Annotated in this window: 28 protein-coding genes; 26 read left to right on the plus strand and 2 right to left on the minus strand. The window is 29.5% G+C overall.

What is annotated here, in order from left to right; genetic code table 11:
* Window positions 1-255 precede the first annotated feature (255 nt).
* The 4 genes from M4I21_RS17570 to M4I21_RS17585 all read left to right on the plus strand — a co-directional run bounded on the left by M4I21_RS17570 (window position 256) and on the right by M4I21_RS17585 (window position 2,653).
* Window positions 256-954, plus strand: a complete 699-nt coding sequence (locus M4I21_RS17570) for a hypothetical protein (RefSeq protein ID WP_249560550.1) — start codon at window positions 256-258, stop codon at window positions 952-954.
* A 123-nt stretch (window positions 955-1,077) separates the two neighbouring features.
* Window positions 1,078-1,377, plus strand: a complete 300-nt coding sequence (locus M4I21_RS17575; protein ID WP_249560551.1) for a hypothetical protein — start codon at window positions 1,078-1,080, stop codon at window positions 1,375-1,377.
* Between the two features lie 240 nt (window positions 1,378-1,617).
* Complete coding sequence (locus tag M4I21_RS17580; RefSeq protein WP_249560552.1) at window positions 1,618-2,043, plus strand: hypothetical protein; 426 nt, start codon at window positions 1,618-1,620, stop codon at window positions 2,041-2,043.
* 142 nt (window positions 2,044-2,185) lie between these two features.
* Window positions 2,186-2,653: a DinB family protein gene (locus M4I21_RS17585; RefSeq protein WP_249560553.1), complete on the plus strand. Its 468-nt coding sequence runs from the start codon at window positions 2,186-2,188 to the stop codon at window positions 2,651-2,653.
* Window positions 2,654-2,677: 24 nt separating this feature from the next.
* Here M4I21_RS17585 and M4I21_RS17590 read toward each other — a convergent pair whose 3' ends face one another.
* Window positions 2,678-3,178 (minus strand): hypothetical protein, encoded by a 501-nt coding sequence (locus M4I21_RS17590; RefSeq protein ID WP_249560554.1) that lies wholly within the window; start codon window positions 3,176-3,178, stop codon window positions 2,678-2,680.
* Window positions 3,179-3,523: 345 nt separating this feature from the next.
* Between M4I21_RS17590 and M4I21_RS17595 the strand changes: the two genes are divergently transcribed.
* The 14 genes from M4I21_RS17595 to M4I21_RS17660 all read left to right on the plus strand — a co-directional run bounded on the left by M4I21_RS17595 (window position 3,524) and on the right by M4I21_RS17660 (window position 14,823).
* A complete protein-coding gene (locus tag M4I21_RS17595; protein WP_249560555.1) occupies window positions 3,524-3,955 on the plus strand; it encodes a hypothetical protein in 432 nt (143 codons plus the stop codon).
* A 635-nt stretch (window positions 3,956-4,590) separates the two neighbouring features.
* Window positions 4,591-6,108, plus strand: a complete 1,518-nt coding sequence (locus M4I21_RS17600) for a hypothetical protein (RefSeq protein WP_249560556.1) — start codon at window positions 4,591-4,593, stop codon at window positions 6,106-6,108.
* Between the two features lie 63 nt (window positions 6,109-6,171).
* On the plus strand, window positions 6,172-7,089 hold the full coding sequence (locus tag M4I21_RS17605) for a DUF5684 domain-containing protein (RefSeq protein WP_249560557.1): 918 nt from the start codon (window positions 6,172-6,174) through the stop codon (window positions 7,087-7,089).
* 143 nt (window positions 7,090-7,232) lie between these two features.
* On the plus strand, window positions 7,233-7,706 hold the full coding sequence (locus M4I21_RS17610) for a hypothetical protein (RefSeq protein WP_249560558.1): 474 nt from the start codon (window positions 7,233-7,235) through the stop codon (window positions 7,704-7,706).
* 53 nt (window positions 7,707-7,759) lie between these two features.
* Complete coding sequence (locus M4I21_RS17615) at window positions 7,760-8,389, plus strand: hypothetical protein (protein WP_249560559.1); 630 nt, start codon at window positions 7,760-7,762, stop codon at window positions 8,387-8,389.
* A 26-nt stretch (window positions 8,390-8,415) separates the two neighbouring features.
* Window positions 8,416-9,036 (plus strand): Crp/Fnr family transcriptional regulator, encoded by a 621-nt coding sequence (locus tag M4I21_RS17620; RefSeq protein ID WP_249560560.1) that lies wholly within the window; start codon window positions 8,416-8,418, stop codon window positions 9,034-9,036.
* Between the two features lie 73 nt (window positions 9,037-9,109).
* Window positions 9,110-9,991, plus strand: a complete 882-nt coding sequence (locus tag M4I21_RS17625; RefSeq protein ID WP_249560561.1) for a Cif family virulence factor — start codon at window positions 9,110-9,112, stop codon at window positions 9,989-9,991.
* A 53-nt stretch (window positions 9,992-10,044) separates the two neighbouring features.
* Window positions 10,045-10,911 carry a VOC family protein gene (locus M4I21_RS17630; RefSeq protein ID WP_249560562.1) on the plus strand — a complete coding sequence of 289 codons (867 nt, stop codon included), beginning with the start codon at window positions 10,045-10,047 and terminating at the stop codon, window positions 10,909-10,911.
* Between the two features lie 104 nt (window positions 10,912-11,015).
* A complete protein-coding gene (locus M4I21_RS17635; protein WP_249560563.1) occupies window positions 11,016-11,831 on the plus strand; it encodes a helix-turn-helix domain-containing protein in 816 nt (271 codons plus the stop codon).
* A gap of 77 nt (window positions 11,832-11,908) precedes the next feature.
* Window positions 11,909-12,514 (plus strand): DUF417 family protein, encoded by a 606-nt coding sequence (locus tag M4I21_RS17640; RefSeq protein ID WP_249560564.1) that lies wholly within the window; start codon window positions 11,909-11,911, stop codon window positions 12,512-12,514.
* A gap of 170 nt (window positions 12,515-12,684) precedes the next feature.
* Window positions 12,685-13,263, plus strand: a complete 579-nt coding sequence (locus M4I21_RS17645; RefSeq protein WP_249560565.1) for a hypothetical protein — start codon at window positions 12,685-12,687, stop codon at window positions 13,261-13,263.
* A 16-nt stretch (window positions 13,264-13,279) separates the two neighbouring features.
* Window positions 13,280-14,032, plus strand: coding sequence for a hypothetical protein (locus M4I21_RS17650; protein ID WP_249560566.1), 753 nt, complete (start codon window positions 13,280-13,282; stop codon window positions 14,030-14,032).
* A gap of 30 nt (window positions 14,033-14,062) precedes the next feature.
* Window positions 14,063-14,722 (plus strand): hypothetical protein, encoded by a 660-nt coding sequence (locus tag M4I21_RS17655; RefSeq protein WP_249560576.1) that lies wholly within the window; start codon window positions 14,063-14,065, stop codon window positions 14,720-14,722.
* 11 nt (window positions 14,723-14,733) lie between these two features.
* A complete protein-coding gene (locus M4I21_RS17660; protein WP_349628913.1) occupies window positions 14,734-14,823 on the plus strand; it encodes a DUF4269 domain-containing protein in 90 nt (29 codons plus the stop codon).
* Between the two features lie 103 nt (window positions 14,824-14,926).
* Here M4I21_RS17660 and M4I21_RS17665 read toward each other — a convergent pair whose 3' ends face one another.
* A complete protein-coding gene (locus M4I21_RS17665; protein WP_249560567.1) occupies window positions 14,927-17,233 on the minus strand; it encodes a DNA topoisomerase 3 in 2,307 nt (768 codons plus the stop codon).
* A 305-nt stretch (window positions 17,234-17,538) separates the two neighbouring features.
* On the opposite strand from M4I21_RS17665, the gene M4I21_RS17670 reads away from it, so the two are divergent.
* From M4I21_RS17670 to M4I21_RS17705, 8 genes are all read left to right on the plus strand, one after another.
* A complete protein-coding gene (locus tag M4I21_RS17670; protein WP_249560568.1) occupies window positions 17,539-18,408 on the plus strand; it encodes an SH3 domain-containing protein in 870 nt (289 codons plus the stop codon).
* Between the two features lie 335 nt (window positions 18,409-18,743).
* Window positions 18,744-19,367 carry a hypothetical protein gene (locus M4I21_RS17675; RefSeq protein ID WP_249560569.1) on the plus strand — a complete coding sequence of 208 codons (624 nt, stop codon included), beginning with the start codon at window positions 18,744-18,746 and terminating at the stop codon, window positions 19,365-19,367.
* Between the two features lie 186 nt (window positions 19,368-19,553).
* Window positions 19,554-20,720 (plus strand): DUF6438 domain-containing protein, encoded by a 1,167-nt coding sequence (locus tag M4I21_RS17680; protein ID WP_249560570.1) that lies wholly within the window; start codon window positions 19,554-19,556, stop codon window positions 20,718-20,720.
* Window positions 20,721-20,886: 166 nt separating this feature from the next.
* Entirely contained in the window at window positions 20,887-21,438 is a 552-nt protein-coding gene (locus tag M4I21_RS17685; RefSeq protein WP_249560571.1) for a YdcF family protein, read from the plus strand.
* Between the two features lie 127 nt (window positions 21,439-21,565).
* Window positions 21,566-22,129: a hypothetical protein gene (locus M4I21_RS17690; protein WP_249560572.1), complete on the plus strand. Its 564-nt coding sequence runs from the start codon at window positions 21,566-21,568 to the stop codon at window positions 22,127-22,129.
* Between the two features lie 251 nt (window positions 22,130-22,380).
* Window positions 22,381-22,998, plus strand: coding sequence for a hypothetical protein (locus tag M4I21_RS17695; RefSeq protein ID WP_249560573.1), 618 nt, complete (start codon window positions 22,381-22,383; stop codon window positions 22,996-22,998).
* Between the two features lie 234 nt (window positions 22,999-23,232).
* Window positions 23,233-23,670, plus strand: a complete 438-nt coding sequence (locus M4I21_RS17700; RefSeq protein WP_249560574.1) for a hypothetical protein — start codon at window positions 23,233-23,235, stop codon at window positions 23,668-23,670.
* Window positions 23,671-23,763: 93 nt separating this feature from the next.
* Window positions 23,764-24,231: a hypothetical protein gene (locus tag M4I21_RS17705; protein WP_249560575.1), complete on the plus strand. Its 468-nt coding sequence runs from the start codon at window positions 23,764-23,766 to the stop codon at window positions 24,229-24,231.
* Window positions 24,232-24,506: the final 275 nt, after the last annotated feature.

Here is a 24,506-nt window from a genome sequence, read left to right on the forward strand (position 1 = left end):
CTTTTGCTGCCCATCTAGGGAAAACGATGTAACATCAGTAGCTAAAAGCAATTTGGTACGACCCATCGAACTCTCGATCCAATAAAGTGACTCACTAATCAATTTTTTTTGTAAAAATCGCTCAGCGAGACGGCTAATAAGCTTTAGCCTCGCGTGGCCGCGCGAAACTAAAGCTTATTATCTTACACTTTTTGTATCTTCGTTCTCAAGGCCGAACTACGTTTAGCAGGGCGTTGTAAAACATTTAGAAAAACTATGAAAAGTAAATTTGTCAGGCTTCTTATTGTCATAAATGGAATATTACTGTTTCCAATTTTAATATTCCTGCTTTTTGAGTTGGTTAATGATAAATTCAAAAAAGATAGTAATGAGTTCCTTGAATATGAAACCCCAATTGTTAAGGAAAGTATAGAAGAAAATAATGACTACAAAATAAGATTTTCTTCAGTCATTAAGATTCCGAATTCGGAAAATTATATTGTAGCTGAATATAAAGATTTGGGTAATAATGCAATTCTCGAACGTGAAATTGAATTACCCTATTCCGTCCCAACCTTCACTTATAATTTGATATTTCTAGATAAAAATTTCGATGAAATAGGGAAACTATTAAAAAATGAAGCTTCAATAAAGAGTATGCATATACCGAACGCTTACAGCAATAAGAATGAGGAAATTAAAGAAATTAAATATCTTTCTTTCTATATTGCTACAGAAGATTCGAATGAAGATGGGGAAATTAATTCCTCAGATCAACATTATGTCTACATCTCAGATTTGAATGGGAAAAACCTTATTAGACTATCTGACAGGAAAGTTAAACAATATCAATGGATAAATAATAGCACGGAAATATTGTTGACATTTGAAGATGAAATAAATTCAGGAAAATTGGATCTCGGAGTATATGACTTAAAAACTAAAACACTACGAAACACCAAAAATCTAAACTAATAAACGTTTTACAACAACGGCTATAAATCATTGCTAAGGCCTGTTTGTACTCGGAAAATCGTCGTATACAAACCCGCAATTAATTGCGGTTTATTAACTAGTTGGCATTCATTTGAGGGAATTATGAAAAACATTTTAAAATCGATATTAATAATTCTGATAATCGGACTTTTTTCCTGCTCAGATGTAAAGAAAGAGAATGAAGAATTAATACAAGAAATCGAAGAATTTAAAAGTCTAAACAATAGATACCCAAATAACTTAAATGAAATAAATGAGTCGGATGATACATACTGCTATTATGTTACTGACAATTCTTTTAATTTGGAATATATTTCATTTAAAGATTTATACTGGTATAACTCTGGAAATGACGTTTGGGACTTTTTAGAAGGAGATGCTGATAAATTTCACTGTAAGTAAAAAACGAAATGCCAACAATGGATATAATTAATACGGGTTTTAGGTTTTAAGTTAAGGTCTGAGTATATTTAGAAAGTCCGCCAAATCTTTTGGATTTGGCTTTTAAAGTGAAAAAATAAAAACAAACAAAAAGATTGGGCTAATCCCTTAAACGGAAACAAAAGTGCTTATCACCTGCCCTACGTTTCTTATACGAAACGTTAGCAACAATTACCAATAAATGAGCAAAAAGAATAAAAAATGAAACGAATATATTTTGGAAATTTAAATAAAAAAGGGCGTTGGGTTTTAGTACCTCTAATGTTCATTGGGTTATTTCTAATAATTAATGGAGCTTTTGATTTTATTGAATTTACTAACTCAAAAACAAATAAATATTTGAACGCAATTGGCTATCTAATAATTGCCGCTATTAGTAGTCAAATGTTTTGGTATCAGAATTACGTTCAATGGAATAAAAGAGGAATCTTAATCAAGATAAAATCGTTCTTTGGCAAAAACATAAAATTCCAAGAAATAAAATCATCCCAATTAACTGATAAAAAATTGATTATAACAGAAACATATGGAAATAAAATTGAGGTTGATTTAAGTCACATAACAGTGCCTGACGCTGAAAAATTATTCGATATCATAAACAAAAATACTATTGCCAAAACCGCCTAAAATTAATTGCTTGGTTTATGCATACTTACGAATCTCGCAGCGTTGGAATTAGCGGAATTTCTTGGTCGGCAATTAGTTACTTAAAACACGCAACTATCCTTGTAAAGAACCATAAGTATTATACCAAAAAACGAATAACTAAATGAACGGGCTTAACTTCAAATATATTTTTAAAAATGCATTTGATACGTTCAAAGTGTTTGAAACTATTCCGTTTGAAATTGGCGGAATTCTAATTGAAGGACATTCAAAAACTATTTGGGAAACTCTAAATCACTTAATAACACATCGTGAATTCCAAATACAGAAACTTACAAACATCAACAAAAAAATTGATTTTAATGAATCTGAATCTTGGGTAGCAGCTTCAAAACCAAAAAACCATAATCAATGGAAAATAAAAATAAGTGAATTTAATGCGCAAACAGAACAACTTGAAAATATAATAGAACATCTTGACTCGTCTGATTTTAAATTAGAAGAAAAACTAAAGCTCATTCAAGATTCGAGTACCCATTTATCATTTCATCTGGGAGAAATAATAGTAATTGCAAGGCAAAAAAATAAATACCCACAACCAACCGAAATGAACGCATTTCTAAAGGAATAAAAAGGCATTACAATACCATATAAGTTAGTTACATTTAAAATTATTGTATCTCTCAAAAGCCTTTATTTTATCTTCTTTATTTCTATAAATAGTAAACCTGTAGTCTCCATCTTCATAATCAAAATGATAGCCTGCATTACAAAACAATGAATCTTTTACGGAGTACATAAAGACTTCAAAATGAATTTCTGACGCTCGACTGTAAGAGTAATTAGTTTTCAATAAATGAAAATTATCAATATTTATAGTGTCTATTTTGTTTTGATTATATAAATTTTTAATTGCTTTTTTATTTATTAAAATGTTAACTACTGTGTCTTTTAGTTTTAGATTGCCCGTATTTGCCATTTTTTTATCCCTAATCAAAAGTAACTTATAATCCATATCATTCTTAGGCCTTACTGTATCAGGAGTTATTTTTATTATATGACCGTAATTACCTAGTCTCACATCATCAAAAAAAACTTCATCTAAACAGACCTTATAATCTTCTTTTTTTAGTGCTATTTCTGTTTTATCGGACAACTTATTCTTTGTTTTAGACGTTTCTGTTTTGCAAGAGAAGAGACAAAAAAGTATCAGAATTATAATGTAAAGCTCTTTTTTCAAAATGTTTTCTTTGGAATTCTAAATGAAAGTAAGTTATTTTATTTGAACTAGTTAAGTCAATTTTTATTTTTAATGCCTAATTAGTAATTAAATAGTAAAATTGAAATAAATAACAATATATAAAACTTAGTTTGTTTGTACCTATCCTAAAGTTTAGTGTATTTTTATTGAATCCATTAGTTTTACTGTTTTGGCTTTATTTTGCTCGGTTTTACAAATTGAAAATAAAGAATTACATATGTTATATCTAGATAAAAATTTATGAAGCTCTATTATATTACATTCTTACTATTAGTCACTTTATCTGTTAAAGCTCAAGAAAGCACCAATGACTTAATAAATAAAAGTTTCTCTACAAAAGTTGGCTATATGTGTCAAGAAACAGATACGCCAAACCCTTGCGCAGGGCAACAAATATATTTGGAGTTGAAATTTAAAAAAGAAAAGGTAGTAATTTTAGAAAAGTATGTTTCTTCTTGTAATAAAGTAAATGAAACCGAGATAGGACAGTTTAAATGGTCTTTATTAAAAAACAATGAGGTGAAAATATATTCTGATTCAGAAAAAATAAAGTACACCTATTTAAAAAACCTAAAGTTAGAACTAAGTAATAAAGTACTTGTTGGAGAAAAAATATGGGAACATACCGAACCTGAGAAATACGTTTTTATTGAAAATAATACACAGGATTAAACAAAATAAGAAGTTCTGTAATTCTATTATTTAAGAACTTAATAGATGAAGACCACGGTTATCTGGCATTTACATTTCCCCATAGAAAGGGTAATGTTAATCAGAAAAAATAGAGAAATTTATACATAAAGAACAAACTTCCCTTTACACCTATTTTATTTTTTAGTACTGAGATAAAATTTCACCAAATTGGGACTTATAAACAATAATTTCAACTAAATAAAAATGAATATAATTCTACTCCAAATCATTTATTTTATCTTACCATTGGTTGCAATGACGCTAATGGTAAAATATATATTTAAACTTAATACTACTATTTTATTGCCGTCGGTACTCTTATTATTGCTTTTTATTGGTACAACAATTTGCGCACCACTTACCTCAAAAAAGTTTGAAACAGAATTATTCACCGTATTTTGTATCCTTCAATTAGCTACTTTAACAGCAAGTATCTTGATTATGGTAAAGCAAAAAATAGTGTGGAGGCACTTCTTTATTTCTTTCCCTTTTCAACTTATCTACTGTTTATTTCTTTTCTATTATGGAGGCTTACTGTTTACACATAAATTTGGAATATAAGTTTATTTTTTTACGACATTAACCATTATCTGCCATCTAGAAAAATATTAAAAATGAACAAATTACTCTTGCTTTTTTTATTGCTTTTTCATTTAACTATACTTGCTCAAAACCAAGAATCTGTTTATAAAAAGGTTGAAGAATCTATTTCTGAGGGCAATATTCTATTTAAGAACATAGATACTAGTTTTACCGCCAACGAACTTATAAATACAACTATAGCCCAAGAAGAAGATCTAAACAATTCTGAAAATGACATCTATTTTGTAAACAACAAGTACTACATCACCATTAGCTCATCCGGGAAAAAAACTTTAGGTACTTATAAATTTAAAGTACTTCATAAAATACCTGTAATTATTCTTTTTGGCAGCTCTGGTGCACTGGATACAAACTACGAGGGTTTGGTTGTAAAACAGCATACTAAAAAATATAAAGTTGATTGGAATCACAATACGAATTACACATATACCCAAATAAGGAAAGCGCACAAAGACGCTCTTATTTTAATTGATGACGAAATAGTTAGCGACATTAATTATTACAATCCAAATATTAGTTTTGATCTCCTAAATGCCAAAATAGGCGTTACTCTGAATGGGGAAAAAATTATTGATAATGTTTGTGACTCCCTTAAAATTAATGGCGGTATAGCTGCCATTTACAACGCAGACCAAACATCATTATATAATTTAAAAGGGAAATTACTATGTGAAAACATAAAGTCATTTTACCCCTATTCAACCACATATCATCAAGTTATAGACGCAAAAAACAAGATGTATTTTATAGACACTTTAGGTGCAAAATATGATAAACCTACTAAGCAAAGGACTATGTGGGGTAATGATAGTGATCCCAATACGAGTACAACTTATTATTCTTATAAAAATAAAATTCTAAAAGTCCTACATAAATCTTTTAGTCTATCAAAATACACAGAACTAAGCCGTAAGAAACTTGACATTTTTAATGACTCTACTCAATTTATTATGACTATGAGTATGCTAGAAGAAGATTTTAAAAGTACAGATCAGGATAAAAAAAATTTAAAACTTAATGAAGTAGAGAATCTTGTTCGTGAAAAAGGGATTGAAGATTTATTTTTATTAAAAAAAGTATTTAAAGCAGATAAATACAGAGAAAAATTAAGCTATTACCTACTATCAGATATTACAACCACTACTATACAGCTACCTAAAGAATTTAAAAAAGTAAGGTTTATTAATAATAAAACATCAGAAATTAGTGCTGAAGATTATTGGTACGATATCGCTTTTTACAAGCCACTAAAACCCAATTTTATTATTGTAAAAAAGAAAAATGCATTTGGGGTTTGGGACATAAAAGAAGAAAAAAACAGTATTCTTTTTAATTATAAAAACATCACCCCAAAAAAAGGAACTCACCTATTTTTAGAAAAAAATAATTTAGTTACCTACTACCCGTATATTGGTTTAACTCCAAAATATGAATATTTAAGTGACTATATAGAATATTACACCAGGTTTAAATACCCTAATGGTAAAAAAGGATGGGTAAGCAGAAAAGGAATAGAGTATTACGATTAAAAAACAATAAGTAACAACATCTATAAACAATACAACGTTTTAAATAAAAAGACAAAGCTTTAAATGATGAACAAAAACATACCTAAATACAGTCTAATTATTGTATTTCTAATAGCGCTATATAATTTGCTTTCACATTCCTATTTTCAACTAAAATATGGAAATGGATTCTTTTTTGACATCAGAATTGCAACTATTATTATTGTAGCCTATTTAGCTTTTCTTGTGACTAAAACAGATATTTTCTTTAACCTAAAACTAAAAAAAGTTTTAGTTATTGGGTTACTTTATGGCTTAATAGTAGGTTCTATTGATGATTTTAGTTATTTGCTTAATGATCTTATTTTTTTTAGAAGAATGGAGTTTGAATCACATTATGTGTACCAGGTTATTTGTACTATACTCTTTACTTTCTGCCCAGTTATTTTAATTTCTAAAATTAGAAAGACTAAATATTCCTTTAAAGAGTTACTCATTTGCCTTATTTGTTTTGTTATTGTTTGCAGTGTTTTTCATTACATATATAGACTAATTTCATCCTTATTCGATCCTAATGACGGTATTGTTGGTGTGGGCGTTCATTCACCGCTTCCTTTTTACAACCCTTTTATTTCCTATTTTTCTTTTAAGAATATGAATCTAGGATCTATTTTATTTTTTATGATAAGCTCTCCTGCTATCTCGTTGTTGTTTGTTATATATGTATACAGTTCGTATGTCTTATTCTTAAACTATAACAAAAAAGGTTTTTATTCTTTAATACCAATTAAAAAGGATTTAGTCTTTCTAAAAATTTCTAAAAAACCAACCTGGTGGCTTATTTTTCTATTAATTCCTTTTGTTAGAATAATTCCTAAGTATTTTATACATCTAGAGCTAGCAAAGCAACACAATAAAGAGGCTAGCTATGCTCTTGGGATGACATTAATACCTTGGTTTTTTTATGGTAAGTTAATTTTAAATACTAAAACCACTGAATAATATTTAACGAAACATATATGAGCTTAAAAAAAATACAGAAGAAAAACCTAGAGTTGTAAAAGTAAACGTAGCACAATCTAAAAAGCAGATCCTGGCATTAAAATTGAATTAGTAAAAAACTATTAACTTAAACTATACCTGTTATGAAAAAAGTAACTGTACTATTAACATTGATTTTAATTTCTACTATCGCATTTTCTCAAAACAAAATTGGCGGAAATGATCCAATATCAGGAATTGATATTATCATTAAAAAAAATCCTGGAAGTAAACCTATAGTAAATACAGAAAACAACCCGTTAATTACCCAAGCAAACGATTTAAAAGAAATTTATTTAGAGAAGCTTGCAAAAGAATGGTTTAAAAATAAATCTACTCTTGCTAAAGAGGATAAAGTAAGTGGCAGAAGAATTTATTTTGGCGAGTATCTAGAAAATAGAATAAATGATGCCAATGATGAATTTTATAGAATTGAAGGCCACCAAGGAAAAAAAAATAAAGATATTTTTACTGCATACATCGCTTTCTTAAAAAAGAAAATTACTGAAGAAAAACCTAGAGTTGTAAAAGCAAATGCTGCCCGTTCTAAAAAAAGCGCTGCTGCAGTAAAAAAATAAAAAGATCTAACCAAAAAAAGAGAGCTTACCCATAACTGATTCCTACGATTACAATGTCTAACTTAAACGAAATAAGAAAAAATTATTCAGTATTTTCTACCGACAAGCTATTAAGTATTGCTAAAGAAATAGACGGTTTAAAACCTGAAGCTATTGTAATTCTACAAGAGGAGTTAATTAAGCGTAATGAATTAGAGGAAGTTTCTAAAATAACCAAACATCTTATAAACCAAAAGAACGAGCAAGAATTAAGAAACAATTTTAATCCTGAAAATTATATTAAAGAAGAGTTAGAAGCTGGAGAATCTATTGAAAACATCAAATTTAAGCTGAATACAATGGGCATAGATATGTTTGATGTTATAAAGAAAGAGCAGTCTCAAGAAAATATAATTCTAAACTATATTGAATCTAAAAAACTTGAAGGAGAATCAAAAGAAACAATAGATAATGATTTAAAAGAAAACTTTAATGTTGACTCTCATTATTTAAATGAAGTAAAAAATAAATTAAGAGAAAAAGGAAAAAAGAACACAACAATAGGCATTGTATTACTAGTTGTTTCTATAGTAATTAATATCTTTTTACTTACCAAAGGAAGAGTAAGCATACCAGCAATATTACTTTTTGGTTTAGGAATTTGGAAGTTAGTCCAAGGCGAACATCAATTAAGAAAAAATTAAAATACCCAAATTTAAATATAGTTCAAATGCTAAACGATTTCATAACTCAATTACAAATTACAGAAGAAGAGCTACAAGATGAACTTAGGCAGAATGCTACTATTACAACACATAAAAAAGGCGATTTTATAATTAAATATGATCAATATATAAAAGTATTAAAAATAGTCTTAAAAGGAAAAGTAAGAGTCTACCAAAAAAATGAAAATAGAGAAATTCTTATTTATTATTTAGGTGATATGGAAACTTGTACTTTATCCTTATCTGCTTGTTTTGAAGACTGTAAAAGTACTGTAAATGCAATTGCTGAAGAAAACTGTACCATTTTAAATATTCCTGTACGGTTTGTGCAAGATTGGAACTTTAAATACAAATCGTGGAACACCTTTACGACCAATACCTTTAGAGAAAGTTACAACTACCTAATTAATCAGTATTCAATTTTAGCATTTCAACCTCTTAAAGACCGCTTGTTTGATTATCTCGTTTCAGAAGCAAGTAATTTAACCGTAAATAAATCGCATCAACAATTAGCAAAAGAATTAGGTACAACCAGAGAAGTAATTTCTAGACTCCTAAAAACGCTTGAAAAAAATAACAAACTACATCTTGGACAAAAAGAAATACAAATTTTAGATAAAAGCTAATGTTGTAACAAATGTCACAGGTAATACCCCGTTAATTCATTTTTCTTTGTTCTACAATTCTAAAACATTCAAAATGAAAAGTAAAAAAACTATTATTATACTTACAACATTAATGGCGGTTGCTTCTTATGGGCAAAAAACTGAAAAAAAACTAGTTAAACAATCTTTTACAGAACATACACCAACGGCACATCATGCAATAGCATTGGACGTATTAAGTGCCAGTAAGGCGTGGATAACAAATTTTAACAAAGGCAATGTAGAAGCCTGCGTACAAGCTTATGATGATAACACCGTAATGCGTTCTATGCCTTTTGGCATAAAAACAGGAAGAGAAGAAATTTCTGAATTTTGGACATCCTTAATTACATCTGGAGCTACTAATATAATATACACTAACGTTAGTATTGAAGTTGTAGACGAAACAACCGCATTTTTATCTGCAAATTGGAGTATGAATATTGGTCAAGGTATTATTTACCAAGAAAAATGGGAACATAAAAACGGAAAATGGGTATTAACATATGACGACTTTAAACTTTTGGAGCAGTTTACATCTCCTAAAGAAAATGATACAAACCCTATAGCGAGTCATCTAATTTTAGAAGATGCAATAAAAGCGTCTATGACATTTACAAATGGTTTTAATACTAAAAAAAGTGACATTTGTGGTAATGGTTATACAGAAGACGCAACATTAAATGCGCTTCCATTTGCGAACATTAATGGCAAACAGGGCATTTATAGTTTTTGGGATAAACTAATTCACGATGGTGCTACCAACCTAACCTACCACAACCCAACATTTAAAGTTACTACAAATACAAGCGTATTTTTAGCATCGCAATGGAGTATGAACATTGGTGAGGGCAGAATATACCAAGAAAAATGGGAGAAAGTAAATGACCAATGGCTTTTAAGCTATGATGAGTTTAAAGTTTTAAAACAATATTAATTATAAAAAAAGGCTGTTTTTATAAGTTATAAAAGCAGCCAAAATACGTATATATGAAGTTACACAGTTTTACACTACAAATTTTTGAACCAGAAAAAACAATATCCTTTTACGTTGATATACTTGGTTTTAGACTAGAAGAAAAATACGTGAAAAGTGGCTCTACATTTTACAATTTAGGCTTTAACGATTCTCCTTTTTACCTTCAATTAAAATATACCCCAGAATTAACAAAAATAAAATACCAAGAAACAGCAACAGATAATTATTGGAAATACAGTCTTTTTGTAGATGATATACAAAGAGTTTATAAAAAAATTAAAGAGTATCATATACCTATTAAAGAACCATTTCAATTTGGTGCTATTGGGTATTTATCGCACACAGCTGATTTAGAAAATCATCAGATAGAGTTTATCCAAAAAACATTTAAACAAAACACCAAACAAACCCCTCCCAACACTAGTTCTCCATTATTAGACAACCCAACACTTGGTCTAATTACAATTAGGACAAAAGACCCTATAAAGAGTATAAAGTGTTTTGAAGATGTTTTAGATCTAAAATTATTTGTTAGAATGTATGTAAACCGAGGAAAAGGATTTACATTATATTTTTTGGGTGATAAAAATTTACAAGCTCCAAGTACAGATATTGATGCACTAGAAAACAGAGAATGGATGTACCAACAAAATAATTTATTTATTGAAATTCAGTACTATTGGAATAGCGAAAATGAAACAGATTTTTCTCTAAACAAAACACCAGACAACGGTTTTAAAAGTATAAATTTTATTGGAGACTTAACTATTTTTAAAGAACGATTGTTACATAACAATATTCCCTTTTACAAAGAAGAAGATCAAATTATTTTTGAAACAGTTGATAAGCATCAAATTACATTAAAAAATAGTATATAACCAAAACTTCCTATAATAGCGTAATTGTAATTTATACATTTAACTTTATTACAGACACATAGCTTCTATGCCGAATAAATTTTAAATAATTTAAACAAAAGAAAATGTTTTCAATACAATTTAAGGAAGCAAAAAAAATTACTGAAAATTATAATGTTCCTTTATACTCTATATTCTTACTAGAAGAAGATTCCCATTTTTCTGTCAACTTTGTAGAATACATTACAAAGGAAAAATCTATATTATTTCTTTCTCCTTATCAGAACTTAAAATGGCATAATACTACTTCTTCAAAAGTAAAATTACTCCAGTTTCATGGAGACTTTTATTGCATTGAGTTTCACAAAGACGAAGTTGCCTGTAATGGCCTTTTGTTTAACAATGTTTATTTACAACCGTACATTACACTTGACACAGTTGTATTTGATGAAATATCGGAATTGTTGACTAAAATGGAAAAAGAAGTTAAGGTGAACAAACGGTTTTCTAGCTCTGTTCTTAAATCTTACTTGCAACTTATTTTAGCAATTTGCAGTAATGAAAAAGATCATCAATTGGGATCTACACCCAGTTTAAAAAGCAACAACAATGACTTATTTATGTTACAAGAAATGCTAGAGTTGCATTTTCGTGAAGAACGAAATCCTTCTTTCTACGCCAATAAACTAACAATGTCCCCATCTTCCTTCAGTAAAAAAGTAAAATATCGATTTAAAAAAACACCAACACAACTAATACAAGAGCGTGTTATTTTAGAAGCAAAAAAATTACTACACTTAACACACAAAACGGTAAAAGAGGTTGCCCTAGAATTAAACTTTGATGATGAATTTTATTTTAGCAGGTACTTTAAAAAAGAAGTTGGACTATCACCAACACATTTTAGAGAAGAAGTAGGAATTTCTATTGTGGCAAAATAGTCCATTATTAATCCTGTTTTATCCATTCTTAAATCGTTTTTCAATACATAATTTTGTTCTTTAAAAGAATCATAATTATGAACAACTTACTTACCTTTTTAATACACAAACAACTACATTTTACAAATTTTATTAGAGTCGCTATATTTATTGTAATGGCCTGGATTGGTGGTTTAAAAGCCTATCAATATGAAGCTGACGGAATTGTTCCTTTTGTAACAAATAGTCCTTTTATGAGTTTTTTTTATGAAAACGCTTCTAAAGGAAGCTATAATATAGATGGTGAATATGTTCAAGAATATAAGCTCCACAAAAACCCTGAGGGTAAAATGGTACAGGAGAATATAAACTGGCACAAATTAAACAATACCTATATTTTTTCTTATGGATTAGGAACTGTTATTGTAATCATAGGAATTTTAAATCTATTGGGAATTTGGTTCCCTAAAATTGGTCTTTGGGGAGGTTTATTAACTTTTGGAATGTCTATTGTTACGTTAACTTTCTTAATCACCACTCCAGAGGTTTATGTCCCTAATTTAGGCGGAGATATGCCTACTCCTCACTACGGGTTCCCATACCTTTCTGGAGCAGGGAGGCTAGTTTTAAAAGATATTATTATGATGGCTGCCGGATTAATAATAGCATCCGACGCTGCAAAAAAAATAAAGGCTACGGAGTAACATTCCCTAAATTTCTAATTTACCACACAACTATTCTATTAAAAATGCGTTAGTTACTACTGTAATGTGCCCACAACACCAAAAATTAGTGTGCCTAACATACAGATAAAAACCAATTATTAAGTACGACTATTAGTGCTTTTTAAAAACCAAAAAAACCACCAAAAATTATGGGCTACATTAAATTAATCTTATTTGCTATTATGCTTGTTGTAGGTATAATTAGTGTTATTAACTATTACCAAAACAAAGGCGATATAAAAAGAACACAAGCCAGTATTTTAGAAAACTTAAGCCATGATAGAGTGGTAACCGGAAAAGAAATAGACACTTTAAAAAAACTATATAAAATTAATTTAGACCGCAATACACCTGTATATTCCATAACTGGTACTGTTGGCTATATTGTTTTTGAAACTAATGGCCAAGGACAAAAAGAATGGCAGATTGGCGGTGTTATAATCGCAAATAAATCTGCTAAAATTTTAGCTAAAAAAAATATTGCGCTGGAGCAGTTTATTGTAGATGAAAAAGATGTGAATCCTAAAATAGAGGCTCTTAATAAGGAATTAGAAGCCAATACAATTACAGAAGAAGAAGCTAACGCTAAAGCTAATATCATTTTTGAAAAGTATACAAACAACACCATAGAATTTGTAATAGCCAACCCTTCTAAAAAAGAAAAACCTGTATATGTATTAAGTTACAAGAGTCTTGAAATGGTTACTCCCGTTAATTTGTTAGCTTAGTTGCGTAAAACAACACATGAAAAAACTTTTAATTTTTATTTTAACCATAAGCACAATGGGTTCTTTTGCTCAAAAAAAAGACTCGTTAATTTCTGCTTTTGGAACCAACTTAAAACTGTATAAGAATATAAATACAAACACTTTTGAGGTACATAAGAATGATGAAAAAGTAATTTTTAAAAATCTAAAAATAGCTGTTCGTTTAAACGGCTTTTTACAAGTTTTAGATGAAAAAAATAATATGTTTTACATTAATGAAGAAGGGACTAAAGTAGAAGAAGCCAACTTAGAAATTGAAGTTTGTGGTACGGTACCAAATTATACGTATGAAATTATAAAAAGAGGCAATACATATATTGTAACAGAGCTAGTAGGCTATGATGGAGAAGAAAACATTGCTGCCAAAGAAATTGGAAGTATAAGTGCTGTGAGAATTGATAAAATTAATTTTCCAAATGGAACAAAAAAAGTAATGTTTGATGCTAACGAATCTATGTTTTATGCTACAGAAATATTCTTAAATGCTGTACTACTTAGTAAAGGCAAAAAGCAAGGTGTTTTATATAATAACACTGTACGTTATTTTGATGCTGTAACCCATGCAAACGGAGTTTTAAAAGTACAGGAAAACACTAAAGTTGGATATTACAACATTACAGAAGTTACATACAAAGACGTAGCACCTTTTGCTAACGGATTGGCTAAATTTACAACCACCAACAATAAAACAGGCTATATAGATGCTAACGGAAATGAATATTTTGATTAAAACACACTTAAACCTCTAATAAACAGTTGTATGAAAATAAAAGTCCTCTTTATACTATTCCTTACTATTGTTTCTTGTAAACCGCAAAACAAGTCAGAAATAAGCTTAAAAGATTTTAAAATATCTGAAAAATCTAAAGCTCTTTTCCCTTACCAAAATAAAGAGGATAAGCTAATTTTTAAAGATTCTTTAGGAAATAAAATAACCTACGCTATTGTAAATTTTCGCAATTACAACAGGGCCAAGGAAACGACTATTCCTTCAGTGGAAACAGAGAACAAAAAAACTACGTTAAAATTTACCAAGGAGTATCAAGAGATATCTTTGGAAACAAACTCAGATGTACTTCAGGATTTTTTCTTTGAACTGGAAACAGAATTTAACTTAAAGGAAGCGCTTGACTTTACAGAGTATGATTGTATGGCTTTTTATAGAGGTGGTGGCAGTACTACTGGATTAATAACTGATATAAAAAGCGCAGAAGATTCTTATATTTTAAATTCACAACCAAAAAATAAAGAGCAAATTATAATAAATGGTACTACATATAAGAATCTTTTAGAAGTAAAAAATTCGGATATTATCGATTTTTACTATAGCTTAGAAAAAGGCATAATTGCAATAAATGAATATAGAGATAACAGAAAACCTAAATACTGGGTTTTAGATAGTATTATCTATAAAAATTAAAATCTAACGGCATAAAAACCGAACCCGCTTTTGCTAAATTAGTAGGCTTAAAAGGAGATCCGTATGTAGCATTGCTAGAGCTTGAAGATAAAAATCATTAAAACACAATTCTATTGCTACTTTACCTCTTCTGCCCTGTCAATTTAGAGTCTTAAAAAATGTTTGGTACACTGTAGTTTTATCAAACAAAAAACGACTACGTATTTACTTTTCATTTAGCAACGTATACACCAATGCTTTGGTTAAGGGTACATCTGCTGCTTTTTCTCTTAAAACACTAAAAGGATATTTAAAACCACAGCCATTTTTATAATTGCTACAACCATAAGCTGTTTTACCTTTTAGCACAGTTCCCGTAGTACAAACAGGGCACGGCATTGGATCCGGAACCTCTTGTTGTTGTTCTTGTTTTACAACGGTCTTTTTTTCTTCTAACACCAAGCTAAAATCATCATTAAAACGTAACAAGCCCTCTGTGGTTCCGCTATCTGTTTTAAAACCTTTTAAGTTTACTGTACAGCCTTTATCTAGCAAACGTATGTATTGCTTTTCTGATATTTTTTTATCCTTAAAAACAAAAGGCAACACCAAAGTACAACCCGCTTTATACGCACTACAACCGTAAGCAGTTTTACCCATTAAAAGTTGACCTTGTTGGCATTTAGGGCAAGTTTTACCCTGCATTGCTGCCGTTTTCTTTTCTACTTTAGGTTTTGGAGCTACTGCTTTTGCTGTTACATGCGAAATTTTAACTTCCGCTTTTTCTGTACGCACTTCGTACACCAAATCATCAATCATTTGCTTCATGTTCTTTATAAAAACACCAGCGTGGTAATTACCACTTTCAATTTCTTTTAATTGTTTCTCCCACATACCCGTAAGCTCGGCAGAAGTCAACAATTTGTTTTTTATAATCGCTATAAGCTGTATGCCTGTTTGCGTTGGCAACAACTGCTTTTTTTTACGCTCTATGTATTTACGTCTAAAAAGTGTTTCTATAATATTTGCTCTGGTAGACGGTCTTCCAATACCGTTTTCCTTCATCAACTCTCGCATTTCATCATCGTCTACCTGCTTACCTGCGGTTTCCATTGCACGTAATAGAGTAGCCTCTGTAAACTGATTTGGTGGCTTGGTTTCCTTTTCTAAAAACGAAGGTTCATGTTCCCCTTTTTCACCCTTTACAAATGTTGGCAAAATGCCTTTTTCTGGTTTGTTCTTGGCATCAGGATTTTCAAAAACTACACGCCAGCCTTTTTCTAAAATTTCTTTTCCGGTAGTTTTAAAAGACACTGTATCTGCCTTACCTACAACGGTTGTATTAGCCACCTCACAATCTGGATAAAAAACAGCAATAAAACGTTTGGTAATAATATCATACACCTGTTGCTGACTGTATTGCAGGTTCATTTCTACACCTGTAGGTATAATAGCGTGGTGGTCTGTTACTTTTTTATCATTAAAAACCTTGGTAGATTTTCTTATTTTACCCGCTAAAACAGTAGCAGTTAATTTTTGGTACTTGGTTAGCTTTTTTAAAATTCCGGCTACTTTTGGGTACACATCATTAGGTAAAAAAGTAGTATCTACTCTTGGGTAGGTTACCACTTTTTGCTCGTATAATTTCTGTACTATTTTTAAGGTCTCATCTGCCGAAAATCCAAACTTAGTATTGCAATACACCTGTAGCCCCGTAAGATCGAACAACTTAGGCGCATATTCTTTTCCTTTTTTCTTGGTGATAGATGCAATTTCAAAATCGTTTTCTTGCACTTTTTTAGCAAAAGCCTCTCCTTCCTCTTTCTTTAAAAATCGACCTTCCTCACAATTAAACAAGGTATCACGATACAAGGTTTGAAGCTCCCAGTATGCTTGCGGCTTAAAATTTTCAATTTCTAGGTAACGACTCACAATCATTGCCAAAGTAGGTGTTTGTACGCGCCCAACCGATAGCATTTGCTTGTACCCACCGTGTTTAACCGTGTACAAACGTGTAGCATTCATCCCTAAAAGCCAATCTCCAATAGCTCTAGAAAAACCTGCGTAGTATAAATTATCATATTGTGCAGAAGGTTGTAGTTTAGTAAACCCCTCTTTTATGGCCTCTGTAGTTAAAGACGATATCCATAAGCGTTGCACCTCTCCTTTGTACGCAGCCTGGTCTATAACCCAGCGTTGTATTAATTCTCCTTCTTGCCCAGCATCACCACAATTAATAACCAAAGAAGCTTTGTCAAATAATTTTTTTACAATGCCAAATTGTTTCTGAATTCCGGCATTGTCTACCACCTTAGTTTTAAACTTATTGGGCAGCATTGGCAGGTTGTTTAAGTCCCAACTTTTCCAATGTGGTTTATAGTCGTTAGGTTCAAATAAGGTACATAAATGACCAAAAGTATAGGTTACCGCATAGCCATTGCCCTCATAATAGCCATCGCACTTTGTATTAGCTCCTAATACAGCGGCAATTTCACGGGCAACACTTGGTTTTTCTGCAATACATACTTTCATAACTAAAAACAAAAATAGGTTTTTATTGGTGGTTCTTTTTAAGGTTGGTGTAGAAAGAAATTAACAAAAGGAGCGTCTTGATGCCGTTTTGGTATTAAAATTAAAAAATGACAACCAACTATACTAAAAAATTGTCCAATTACACATTTCCGTAATTGCAGTACAAAAAATAGTTTTACATTGTAGGAAAATTTAACAACTAAAACAAACTAGAAAGCCAAATGTGCGTTTACACACCCATATTGGCGAAATAAACGCAATAAATTGAGTTTATATATAGTTGGCAACAAGGTAAAAACAGAAATATGAATAAATTTATTGTATTATTAATTTCTATAACTGTTTTATTGTCTTGTAAAACAGAAAAAAAAGAATCACAACCTATTAAAAACCTTATAGAATTAAATAAAAAAGACTTTTCAAGAGAAAAATTTGATTTGAATTATATACAAGGAATATCCAATAGTTTTTCTTATTACTTGGAACACGAACAAAATGATAAAGACGAGCATATTAACGAATATTATAAAATTGTTAATGGTAAAAAATGTTTAGATATAATTTTAAAAAATCATAATACAGATAGTATTTTATTTAGAAAATATGAAATAGGATTTTCTGAAAAAAAAATGACTTATTCTAATAATACTGAAAGCTACTCTTTAAAAAATAAGGGACTTTTTTTTACCCGAATTTTAAAGAAAAGTTACTTAAATAATAGTAATAAAATAATATCTCAGAATGAAATAGAATCAAATGAAAATTTTTACAAAGATTATGATGTTCACGAAATTTTTTATGATTTTTTTAATTATAAAGCTTTTGGAAAAGCCGAAGAAGTTCAATTTAGAAAAAACAATACACTTCCTTTAAGAGTATATAAGGAATTAAAAAAAGCATCTCTAAATTCGAATAATAATTATATCTCAGAATTTGAAATTAAATCTTTATTATCTCAAGTTGTAGTAACTACTGACAAAACATTTTTTCACAACGAAAAAACTAATGAATCTAAAAGAAAAGCTTTTCTAATCAAAGGAGATATTGCATATTTAGAACAAACAGATAGCGAATGGTTAAAAGTATATTATGATGGTAAAACTATATCTGCTGGATATATAAAAACTTCAGACGTGAAACGTGTAAACCCAGTTGCCAACAATGTGTATAATTAATTCGGGTTTTGGTGCTTAGCCCAAAGTTTAGAGCTTTTAACTAAGTCCGCCAAATCTTTTGATTTGGCTTTAAAAACGAAAAGATAAAACAAAATAAATCCCGAAGCGTCGGGATGGCTTAGGGCTTAATCGAAAGTTCACTACTTTTAATTCCTGTACTAAACATAGCCTAAAGGTTATCTACAATTCCACCTTTTGTGGAAAAAATAAATAATCACTTGAAGCTAACGTTTAATCAGTTGAAAAAAGAAGAAAAATACGATTGACAAACAAAATCATTAACAACTGATTTTTAAAACGATACAAAAACGTTAGACAGAATAAAAACACATCTCATGAGAAAATTAACATATATCCTTTATCTCTTATCTTTTTTGTCTTGTAGTATTCAAAATAAATTAACCTTTAAGTCCTCTAAAATTGAAAAAATTGAAGTTACTTCTAGATATCTAGAGGAAAATATAGAGATGCAAGATAATTTCAAAGAAGGTTTTATCGCTGATTTAAATAAATCTATTCATGTTAAAATAGAAGAAAATACAAGTACACATAGAATTCTTGTTTATAACAACAATGGAAAAGTTGACACACTTCTAACTGATGGATACATTTACCAAAATAAAAAATTTCATAAATCCAAAGAGAACTTAATTGAAAAGTATTCAATTGAAGAAATCAATTATTTATCTGATACTGTAATAGGAAAATTAAAAACTTTCGAGAAACTTCAAGTTTATTTAAAGGAAGAAGAATACGATAAACTGAATACTTTATTTGTCGAGGATGTACAATGGTTTTTCAAAGAAATAAGGGAAAAAGATAAAAAAAGATTTAAACGTTGGTGTTCATTATGGGCATTTGATAAAGTAACTTATAAAAGCTACGTAACACAAATAATAAATAGGAAAGAAAACCTTTTTGATTATGAAAATGGCGAATGGAAAATAAATCAAAAGTAGATAACAAAAGCTATAATTAATACGGGTTTGGTGTCTAAACCAAAGTTTAGTGTATTTTTATAGAGTCCGTCAAATTTTTATCCCGAAGCGTCGGGATGGCTAAGCGCTTAATTGAAAGTTTACTACTTTTAATTTCCGTACTAACCATAGCCTAAACGTTACCACCAATTACAAAAAATGACGAAATTGAAATTCATATACCTGTTTTTTATTCTATTGGCTTCGGGATGTAAAACCGACAATAAAAATTCTGAAAAGAACCTAATTGGAGAATGGAGCAAAATAGAAAAAAATAATTCTGATGATTTTTTATCGCCACGACCACCAGGTTTTAACAGACCTTTTGGTATTGGATTTACAGATGATAAAATTGAACTGTTTAATGGATTCAAAAGATACGACCAAGATTCGGTTACAGGAAACCGACAACTGAATTACAAAGGAACATTTACTGATTATAAAGTTAAAAACGATAGTATTTTTATCTTAAACCCATTTAATAAAAATTGGGAGTTCAAATGGAAAATTAAGGAACAATTGGCAGACAATTTAATTCTTACGAACAATGACACAAGCCTTATAAAACTTCAAAGAATAAAGGAAAGAAAAGATAACTCATTTGACCAAATTATATTTTCAAGTTCTGGTTGTTATGGTTTTTGCCCAATAATTGATATTTCAATAAATAATAAAAACAAAATATATTTTCAAGGAGAAGGTTATGTAAAACCATTAGGATTTTACGAATCCTTAATTGATAGTATTAAGACTGATTACATATTCTCAAAGTTTGCAAAAGCAAATATTGACAGTTTAAAAAGTGATTACGCAGTTGGACATACAGATGATGAAAGTATTATAACAACATTTGTTAAAAATGGACAAATAATTAAAACGATTCACGATTATGGCAAAGCAGGTCCAAAAGAATTAATTTGGGCTTATGTTCCTATTCAAAATTTATACACACAAATTGAACTGGATAATTTAGCAAATGACGAACCATTTTACCCAAAACTACATTATTACACTTTCGAAAAAGATTCAAAAATATTACGATTAGAAAAATCAGAAAGCTTCTTTTTATGGACAGAAATAAAAAACTCTAAAATAGTTAACACAAAACTTAATTCTAAATACAATATCGGCTTTAGAGGTAACTACACATATTGGGGAGCTGACCCAAACGAAAAAAGAAAACACCAGTATGAACTAGATAAAATTGAATCTGATGGAAAATTATTCAAGTTTTCATTCAAAAACCAAAAATCAATAACATATGATTTAGGATACAACTTTATTGAAAGGAATTTTAAAGAATCTGATTTTAAGAAAAAAACGAAATACGATTAAAAAACTGGTGGCAACAACGTATATAATTTATTGCTGGCTTCTCGCCTACTTACGAATCCCGAAGCGTTGGGACTAGCGGACTTTCTATCCGTGATTTATTTGCTAACTTTAGTGATTAAAACACGCAACTAATCTTTTACAACAACGTTGTGGTGCATTTAAAAAAATGAAAAAAAACCGATTTATTATAACGACTATTTTTCTATGGTTTATTATCCATCAAATAATAATCATAACAGATGGATTAATATCAAAACCAAATAAAAGCGAATATGCCGTTATTCTTGGGAATAAAATTAATAATGACGGAACATTATCAAAAAGACTTAAAGCTAGAGTTTTAAAAGGTTTAGAATTATATAATGACTCTTTGGTGAAAAAAATTGTCGTAAGCGGTGGTTTAGGTAAAGAGGGATTTTATGAAGCTCAAAAAATGGCAGAATTCCTAGTTGAGAATGGAGTTAAAAAACAGAATATTATTATAGATGATTATGGCAATAATTCTTGGCTTACGGCAATGAACTTTAAAAAACTTAAGCCAAACTCTAAATCTGTTATAATCGTAACTCAATTCTATCATATCACTAGATGTAAACTAGCTTTTAGAAAATTAGGCATTAAAAACATATCAGCAGTTTCTCCGAACTATTTTGAAATTAGAGACTTTTACTCTCTATTTAGGGAATTCTTTGGTTATTATAAATATCTGATACTATAATAAAAAACGCACCACAACAAAAGCTATAATTAATACGGGTTTGATGTCTAAACCAAAGTTTAGTGTATTTTTATAAAGTCAGCCAAACCTTTTTGATTTGGATTTAAAAGATAAAAAATAAAACTGAATGATAAAGATCTTATTAACCTTACTATTTTGTGGATTTGCTTTAATTGCTAAATCACAAACCCCAAGTGTAGCCCAATCTACATACGGCATACAAACAGGAACTTTAGGGATTTGGGCTCATAAAGAGACAAAATTATCTAATTCAATTGCTTTAAGGACAGAAATTGGAATGGATGCTGGAATTTGGGGAGGAAGTTTTTATTCTGAAAATGGGTATTTAATAACACCAGTGATTAGGTTAGAACCGCGTTGGTATTACAATCTTAACAAGCGTTTAGCAAAATCAAAAAACATTAGTGGCAATAGCGGAAACTTTTTAACGCTACAGACAAGTTATAATCCTAATTGGTTTGTTATCTCAAATTATGACAATGTAGAAGTAGCCGATCAAATTTCCATAATCCCAACATGGGGAATTAAAAGGAACTTTGGAAGTCATTTTACATACGAAACAGGAATTGGAATTGGCTACAGATATATTTTTGCTAAAAGCGTTGGATATTTAGAAAATGAAGACGAAGTTGCTTTGAATTTACATTTGAGAGTTGGTTATCGTTTTTAAACAACATAAATGATGCATAACATTAGCTTTGTTTAACACGTCAAGAAACAAAATAACGGTTAATATAAGTTTAAAAAACACCCATTTCGCATTTCTGTAATTGTAGTACAAAAAATAGTTTTACATTGTAGGAAAATTAAGTAACAAAAAAAACTGGCAAACTAAATGTGCGTTTATACACCCATATTGGCGGAATAAACGCAATAAATTGCGGTTACTGACTAGTTAGCAAATATTAAAAAAAATACAAGATGATAATAGGAACAGTTTTTACTGGACAAATAAAAAGTCAAAACGGACAATATATAGAAACAAAAGCTTTTTGTTTTATTCTACCAATATACAGAACAAATACATTATTAGTGACTGGCTTAGAGGGAAGTGGAAGAAAAGGAATAGAAATAAAACCAAATAAAATGAGTTTGATTGCTTCCTATATTAGATTAATAGTTACAATTCCAGCTGTTTTTGCTATTATCGCAGGATTAAACAATATTAATAATAGTGAATGGCAATGGTTAATGATACCAGCTTTAATACTTCTATGTCTTTCTATTTATTTTTGGTTATTTTTTGGAAAATCGACTAAAAAGGAAACATTTATCAGATATCATTTTCACAAAAAAACTAAATTATATGTACTCCCTGAATGGTTAAAATATAAAGATCTTAAACTTTTTTATAATAATTTAAAAAATGAATATAAGACTATTCAAAATGACGAACTTTGGGCTGAAAAATTAATCGGACTTCCTACATATGATACTAATTTTTCTTTATACTTTTGTTTAACAGCGCTAGATGCAGAATTGAATAAAACTTTGAAATCAAAAAAAGTAATATCCGAAATACTTGAAAAAGAAAAATAACTTTTGCTAGTTACTGAATTCTGAACCTTAATTATTAGGAGAATAAATTTTTAGTAACAAATAAAAACATTTGCCAACACCGTGTAAAAAAAATTGCTAGCAAAAGCCTACTTACGAATCCCGAAGCGTCGGGACTAGCGGACTTTCTCGGTCGGTAATTATTTGCTAAATTAGGTGTTTAAACACGCAACTAACCATATACAACAACGTTGTTAGTAATTAAAACTAAACTTAATGGAAATTGATTTAAATGGAAAATGGGAAGGTGTAATAAAGTTAGGTAAAGAATATGGAGAGAATTCAGGAAAAGAAATAATTTACAATTCTGAATTATCTCAGATAAAAAATACAATCTCTGGAATATCTACCGACGTTAGTGGATTCGGAATAAATCCTGAACCTGCTGATATTAATGGAAAAATTAAAGGGTTAAAAATTAATTTTACCAAACAGTACCGAACTAATCACATTATTGTCGAAAATAATACGATAGAAATTGATTCTTTAAACAAAGGACCTAAAATTCAATATGATGGAATTTTCAATAAAACAACAAATTCTTTTGAAGGGAATTGGATGATGCCGATTGGTAAAAAGTTTTTCGGATTAATAACATTAAATGTAACAGGTACTTGGAATATGAAGAAGGTAACTGTTGCAAACAATGTATAAAAATAATGCTAAATTAGGTGCTTAAACACGTAGTAAACACTTGAGGAAATGCAAAATCCTGAAATATGTTGAACAAAAATTAAACACTTAATTATGAATATACAGAGATTTTTACTCACTCTTTTGGTTCTTACATCAGTAAATGCATTTGCTTGTGAATGCAGTTATATAAAATCCATTGAAAAGGAATTTGAAAATGCTGACTATGTTTTAACAGGGAAAATTATTTCAATTGAATTTCTACAAATCCTTAAAGCAGATGGAAAAAAAACTACAATACAGACTTCTAAAATTCGTGATAAGTTAGATATTTTCAAAGGAAGAGTATGGTCAAAAATTACTTTAGAAATTATAGAAATATTTAAAGGTAAAAGAAGAAAAAAAAATCAAGTCATTTATACTGGAAGTGGTGGTGGAGATTGTAGTTTTTATTTCGAAAAAGGTGAAGAATATCTTATTTATGCATTTAAAGATACTTGGGCTACAAATGAGCTAAAAGAAAATAGTAGAAAACACAAAACATTCTATATACAGATACTTGCACAAGGACTAAAAAAATAGACAAAAAGGAAATTGCAAATATTAGATTAATCAATAAGTAAAAAACGATTTGCCAACACCGTGTAAAAAAAATTGCTAGCAAAAGCCTACTTACGAATCCCGAAGCGTTGGGACTAGCGGACTTTCTATCCGTGATTTATTTACTAAATTAGAGGCTTAAATCACGCAACTAATCTTTTACAACAACGTTGCCCACAATATGAAAAAGCTACTTGCTATAACAATTTTACTAGTTTCAAACCTTTGTTTTAGTCAATTAAAATCGGTAATAATTG

This window comes from Cellulophaga sp. 20_2_10 (assembly GCF_023476645.1).
In the GTDB taxonomy this organism is placed as follows: Bacteria; Bacteroidota; Bacteroidia; order Flavobacteriales; family Flavobacteriaceae; genus Cellulophaga.

What these genes read in the sequence shown, in the direction of transcription:
- M4I21_RS17570 (WP_249560550.1), top strand. Translation starts at nt 256, where the DNA reads ATGAAAAGTAAATTTGTCAGGCTTCTTATTGTCATAAATGGAATATTA.
- M4I21_RS17575 (WP_249560551.1), top strand. Translation starts at nt 1,078, where the DNA reads ATGAAAAACATTTTAAAATCGATATTAATAATTCTGATAATCGGACTT.
- M4I21_RS17580 (WP_249560552.1), top strand. Translation starts at nt 1,618, where the DNA reads ATGAAACGAATATATTTTGGAAATTTAAATAAAAAAGGGCGTTGGGTT.
- M4I21_RS17585 (WP_249560553.1), top strand. Translation starts at nt 2,186, where the DNA reads ATGAACGGGCTTAACTTCAAATATATTTTTAAAAATGCATTTGATACG.
- M4I21_RS17595 (WP_249560555.1), top strand. Translation starts at nt 3,524, where the DNA reads ATGAAGCTCTATTATATTACATTCTTACTATTAGTCACTTTATCTGTT.
- M4I21_RS17600 (WP_249560556.1), top strand. Translation starts at nt 4,591, where the DNA reads ATGAACAAATTACTCTTGCTTTTTTTATTGCTTTTTCATTTAACTATA.
- M4I21_RS17605 (WP_249560557.1), top strand. Translation starts at nt 6,172, where the DNA reads ATGATGAACAAAAACATACCTAAATACAGTCTAATTATTGTATTTCTA.
- M4I21_RS17610 (WP_249560558.1), top strand. Translation starts at nt 7,233, where the DNA reads ATGAAAAAAGTAACTGTACTATTAACATTGATTTTAATTTCTACTATC.
- M4I21_RS17615 (WP_249560559.1), top strand. Translation starts at nt 7,760, where the DNA reads ATGTCTAACTTAAACGAAATAAGAAAAAATTATTCAGTATTTTCTACC.
- M4I21_RS17620 (WP_249560560.1), top strand. Translation starts at nt 8,416, where the DNA reads ATGCTAAACGATTTCATAACTCAATTACAAATTACAGAAGAAGAGCTA.
- M4I21_RS17625 (WP_249560561.1), top strand. Translation starts at nt 9,110, where the DNA reads ATGAAAAGTAAAAAAACTATTATTATACTTACAACATTAATGGCGGTT.
- M4I21_RS17630 (WP_249560562.1), top strand. Translation starts at nt 10,045, where the DNA reads ATGAAGTTACACAGTTTTACACTACAAATTTTTGAACCAGAAAAAACA.
- M4I21_RS17635 (WP_249560563.1), top strand. Translation starts at nt 11,016, where the DNA reads ATGTTTTCAATACAATTTAAGGAAGCAAAAAAAATTACTGAAAATTAT.
- M4I21_RS17640 (WP_249560564.1), top strand. Translation starts at nt 11,909, where the DNA reads ATGAACAACTTACTTACCTTTTTAATACACAAACAACTACATTTTACA.
- M4I21_RS17645 (WP_249560565.1), top strand. Translation starts at nt 12,685, where the DNA reads ATGGGCTACATTAAATTAATCTTATTTGCTATTATGCTTGTTGTAGGT.
- M4I21_RS17650 (WP_249560566.1), top strand. Translation starts at nt 13,280, where the DNA reads ATGAAAAAACTTTTAATTTTTATTTTAACCATAAGCACAATGGGTTCT.
- M4I21_RS17655 (WP_249560576.1), top strand. Translation starts at nt 14,063, where the DNA reads ATGAAAATAAAAGTCCTCTTTATACTATTCCTTACTATTGTTTCTTGT.
- M4I21_RS17665 (WP_249560567.1), bottom strand. Translation starts at nt 17,233, where the DNA reads ATGAAAGTATGTATTGCAGAAAAACCAAGTGTTGCCCGTGAAATTGCC.
- M4I21_RS17670 (WP_249560568.1), top strand. Translation starts at nt 17,539, where the DNA reads ATGAATAAATTTATTGTATTATTAATTTCTATAACTGTTTTATTGTCT.
- M4I21_RS17675 (WP_249560569.1), top strand. Translation starts at nt 18,744, where the DNA reads ATGAGAAAATTAACATATATCCTTTATCTCTTATCTTTTTTGTCTTGT.
- M4I21_RS17685 (WP_249560571.1), top strand. Translation starts at nt 20,887, where the DNA reads ATGAAAAAAAACCGATTTATTATAACGACTATTTTTCTATGGTTTATT.
- M4I21_RS17690 (WP_249560572.1), top strand. Translation starts at nt 21,566, where the DNA reads ATGATAAAGATCTTATTAACCTTACTATTTTGTGGATTTGCTTTAATT.
- M4I21_RS17695 (WP_249560573.1), top strand. Translation starts at nt 22,381, where the DNA reads ATGATAATAGGAACAGTTTTTACTGGACAAATAAAAAGTCAAAACGGA.
- M4I21_RS17700 (WP_249560574.1), top strand. Translation starts at nt 23,233, where the DNA reads ATGGAAATTGATTTAAATGGAAAATGGGAAGGTGTAATAAAGTTAGGT.
- M4I21_RS17705 (WP_249560575.1), top strand. Translation starts at nt 23,764, where the DNA reads ATGAATATACAGAGATTTTTACTCACTCTTTTGGTTCTTACATCAGTA.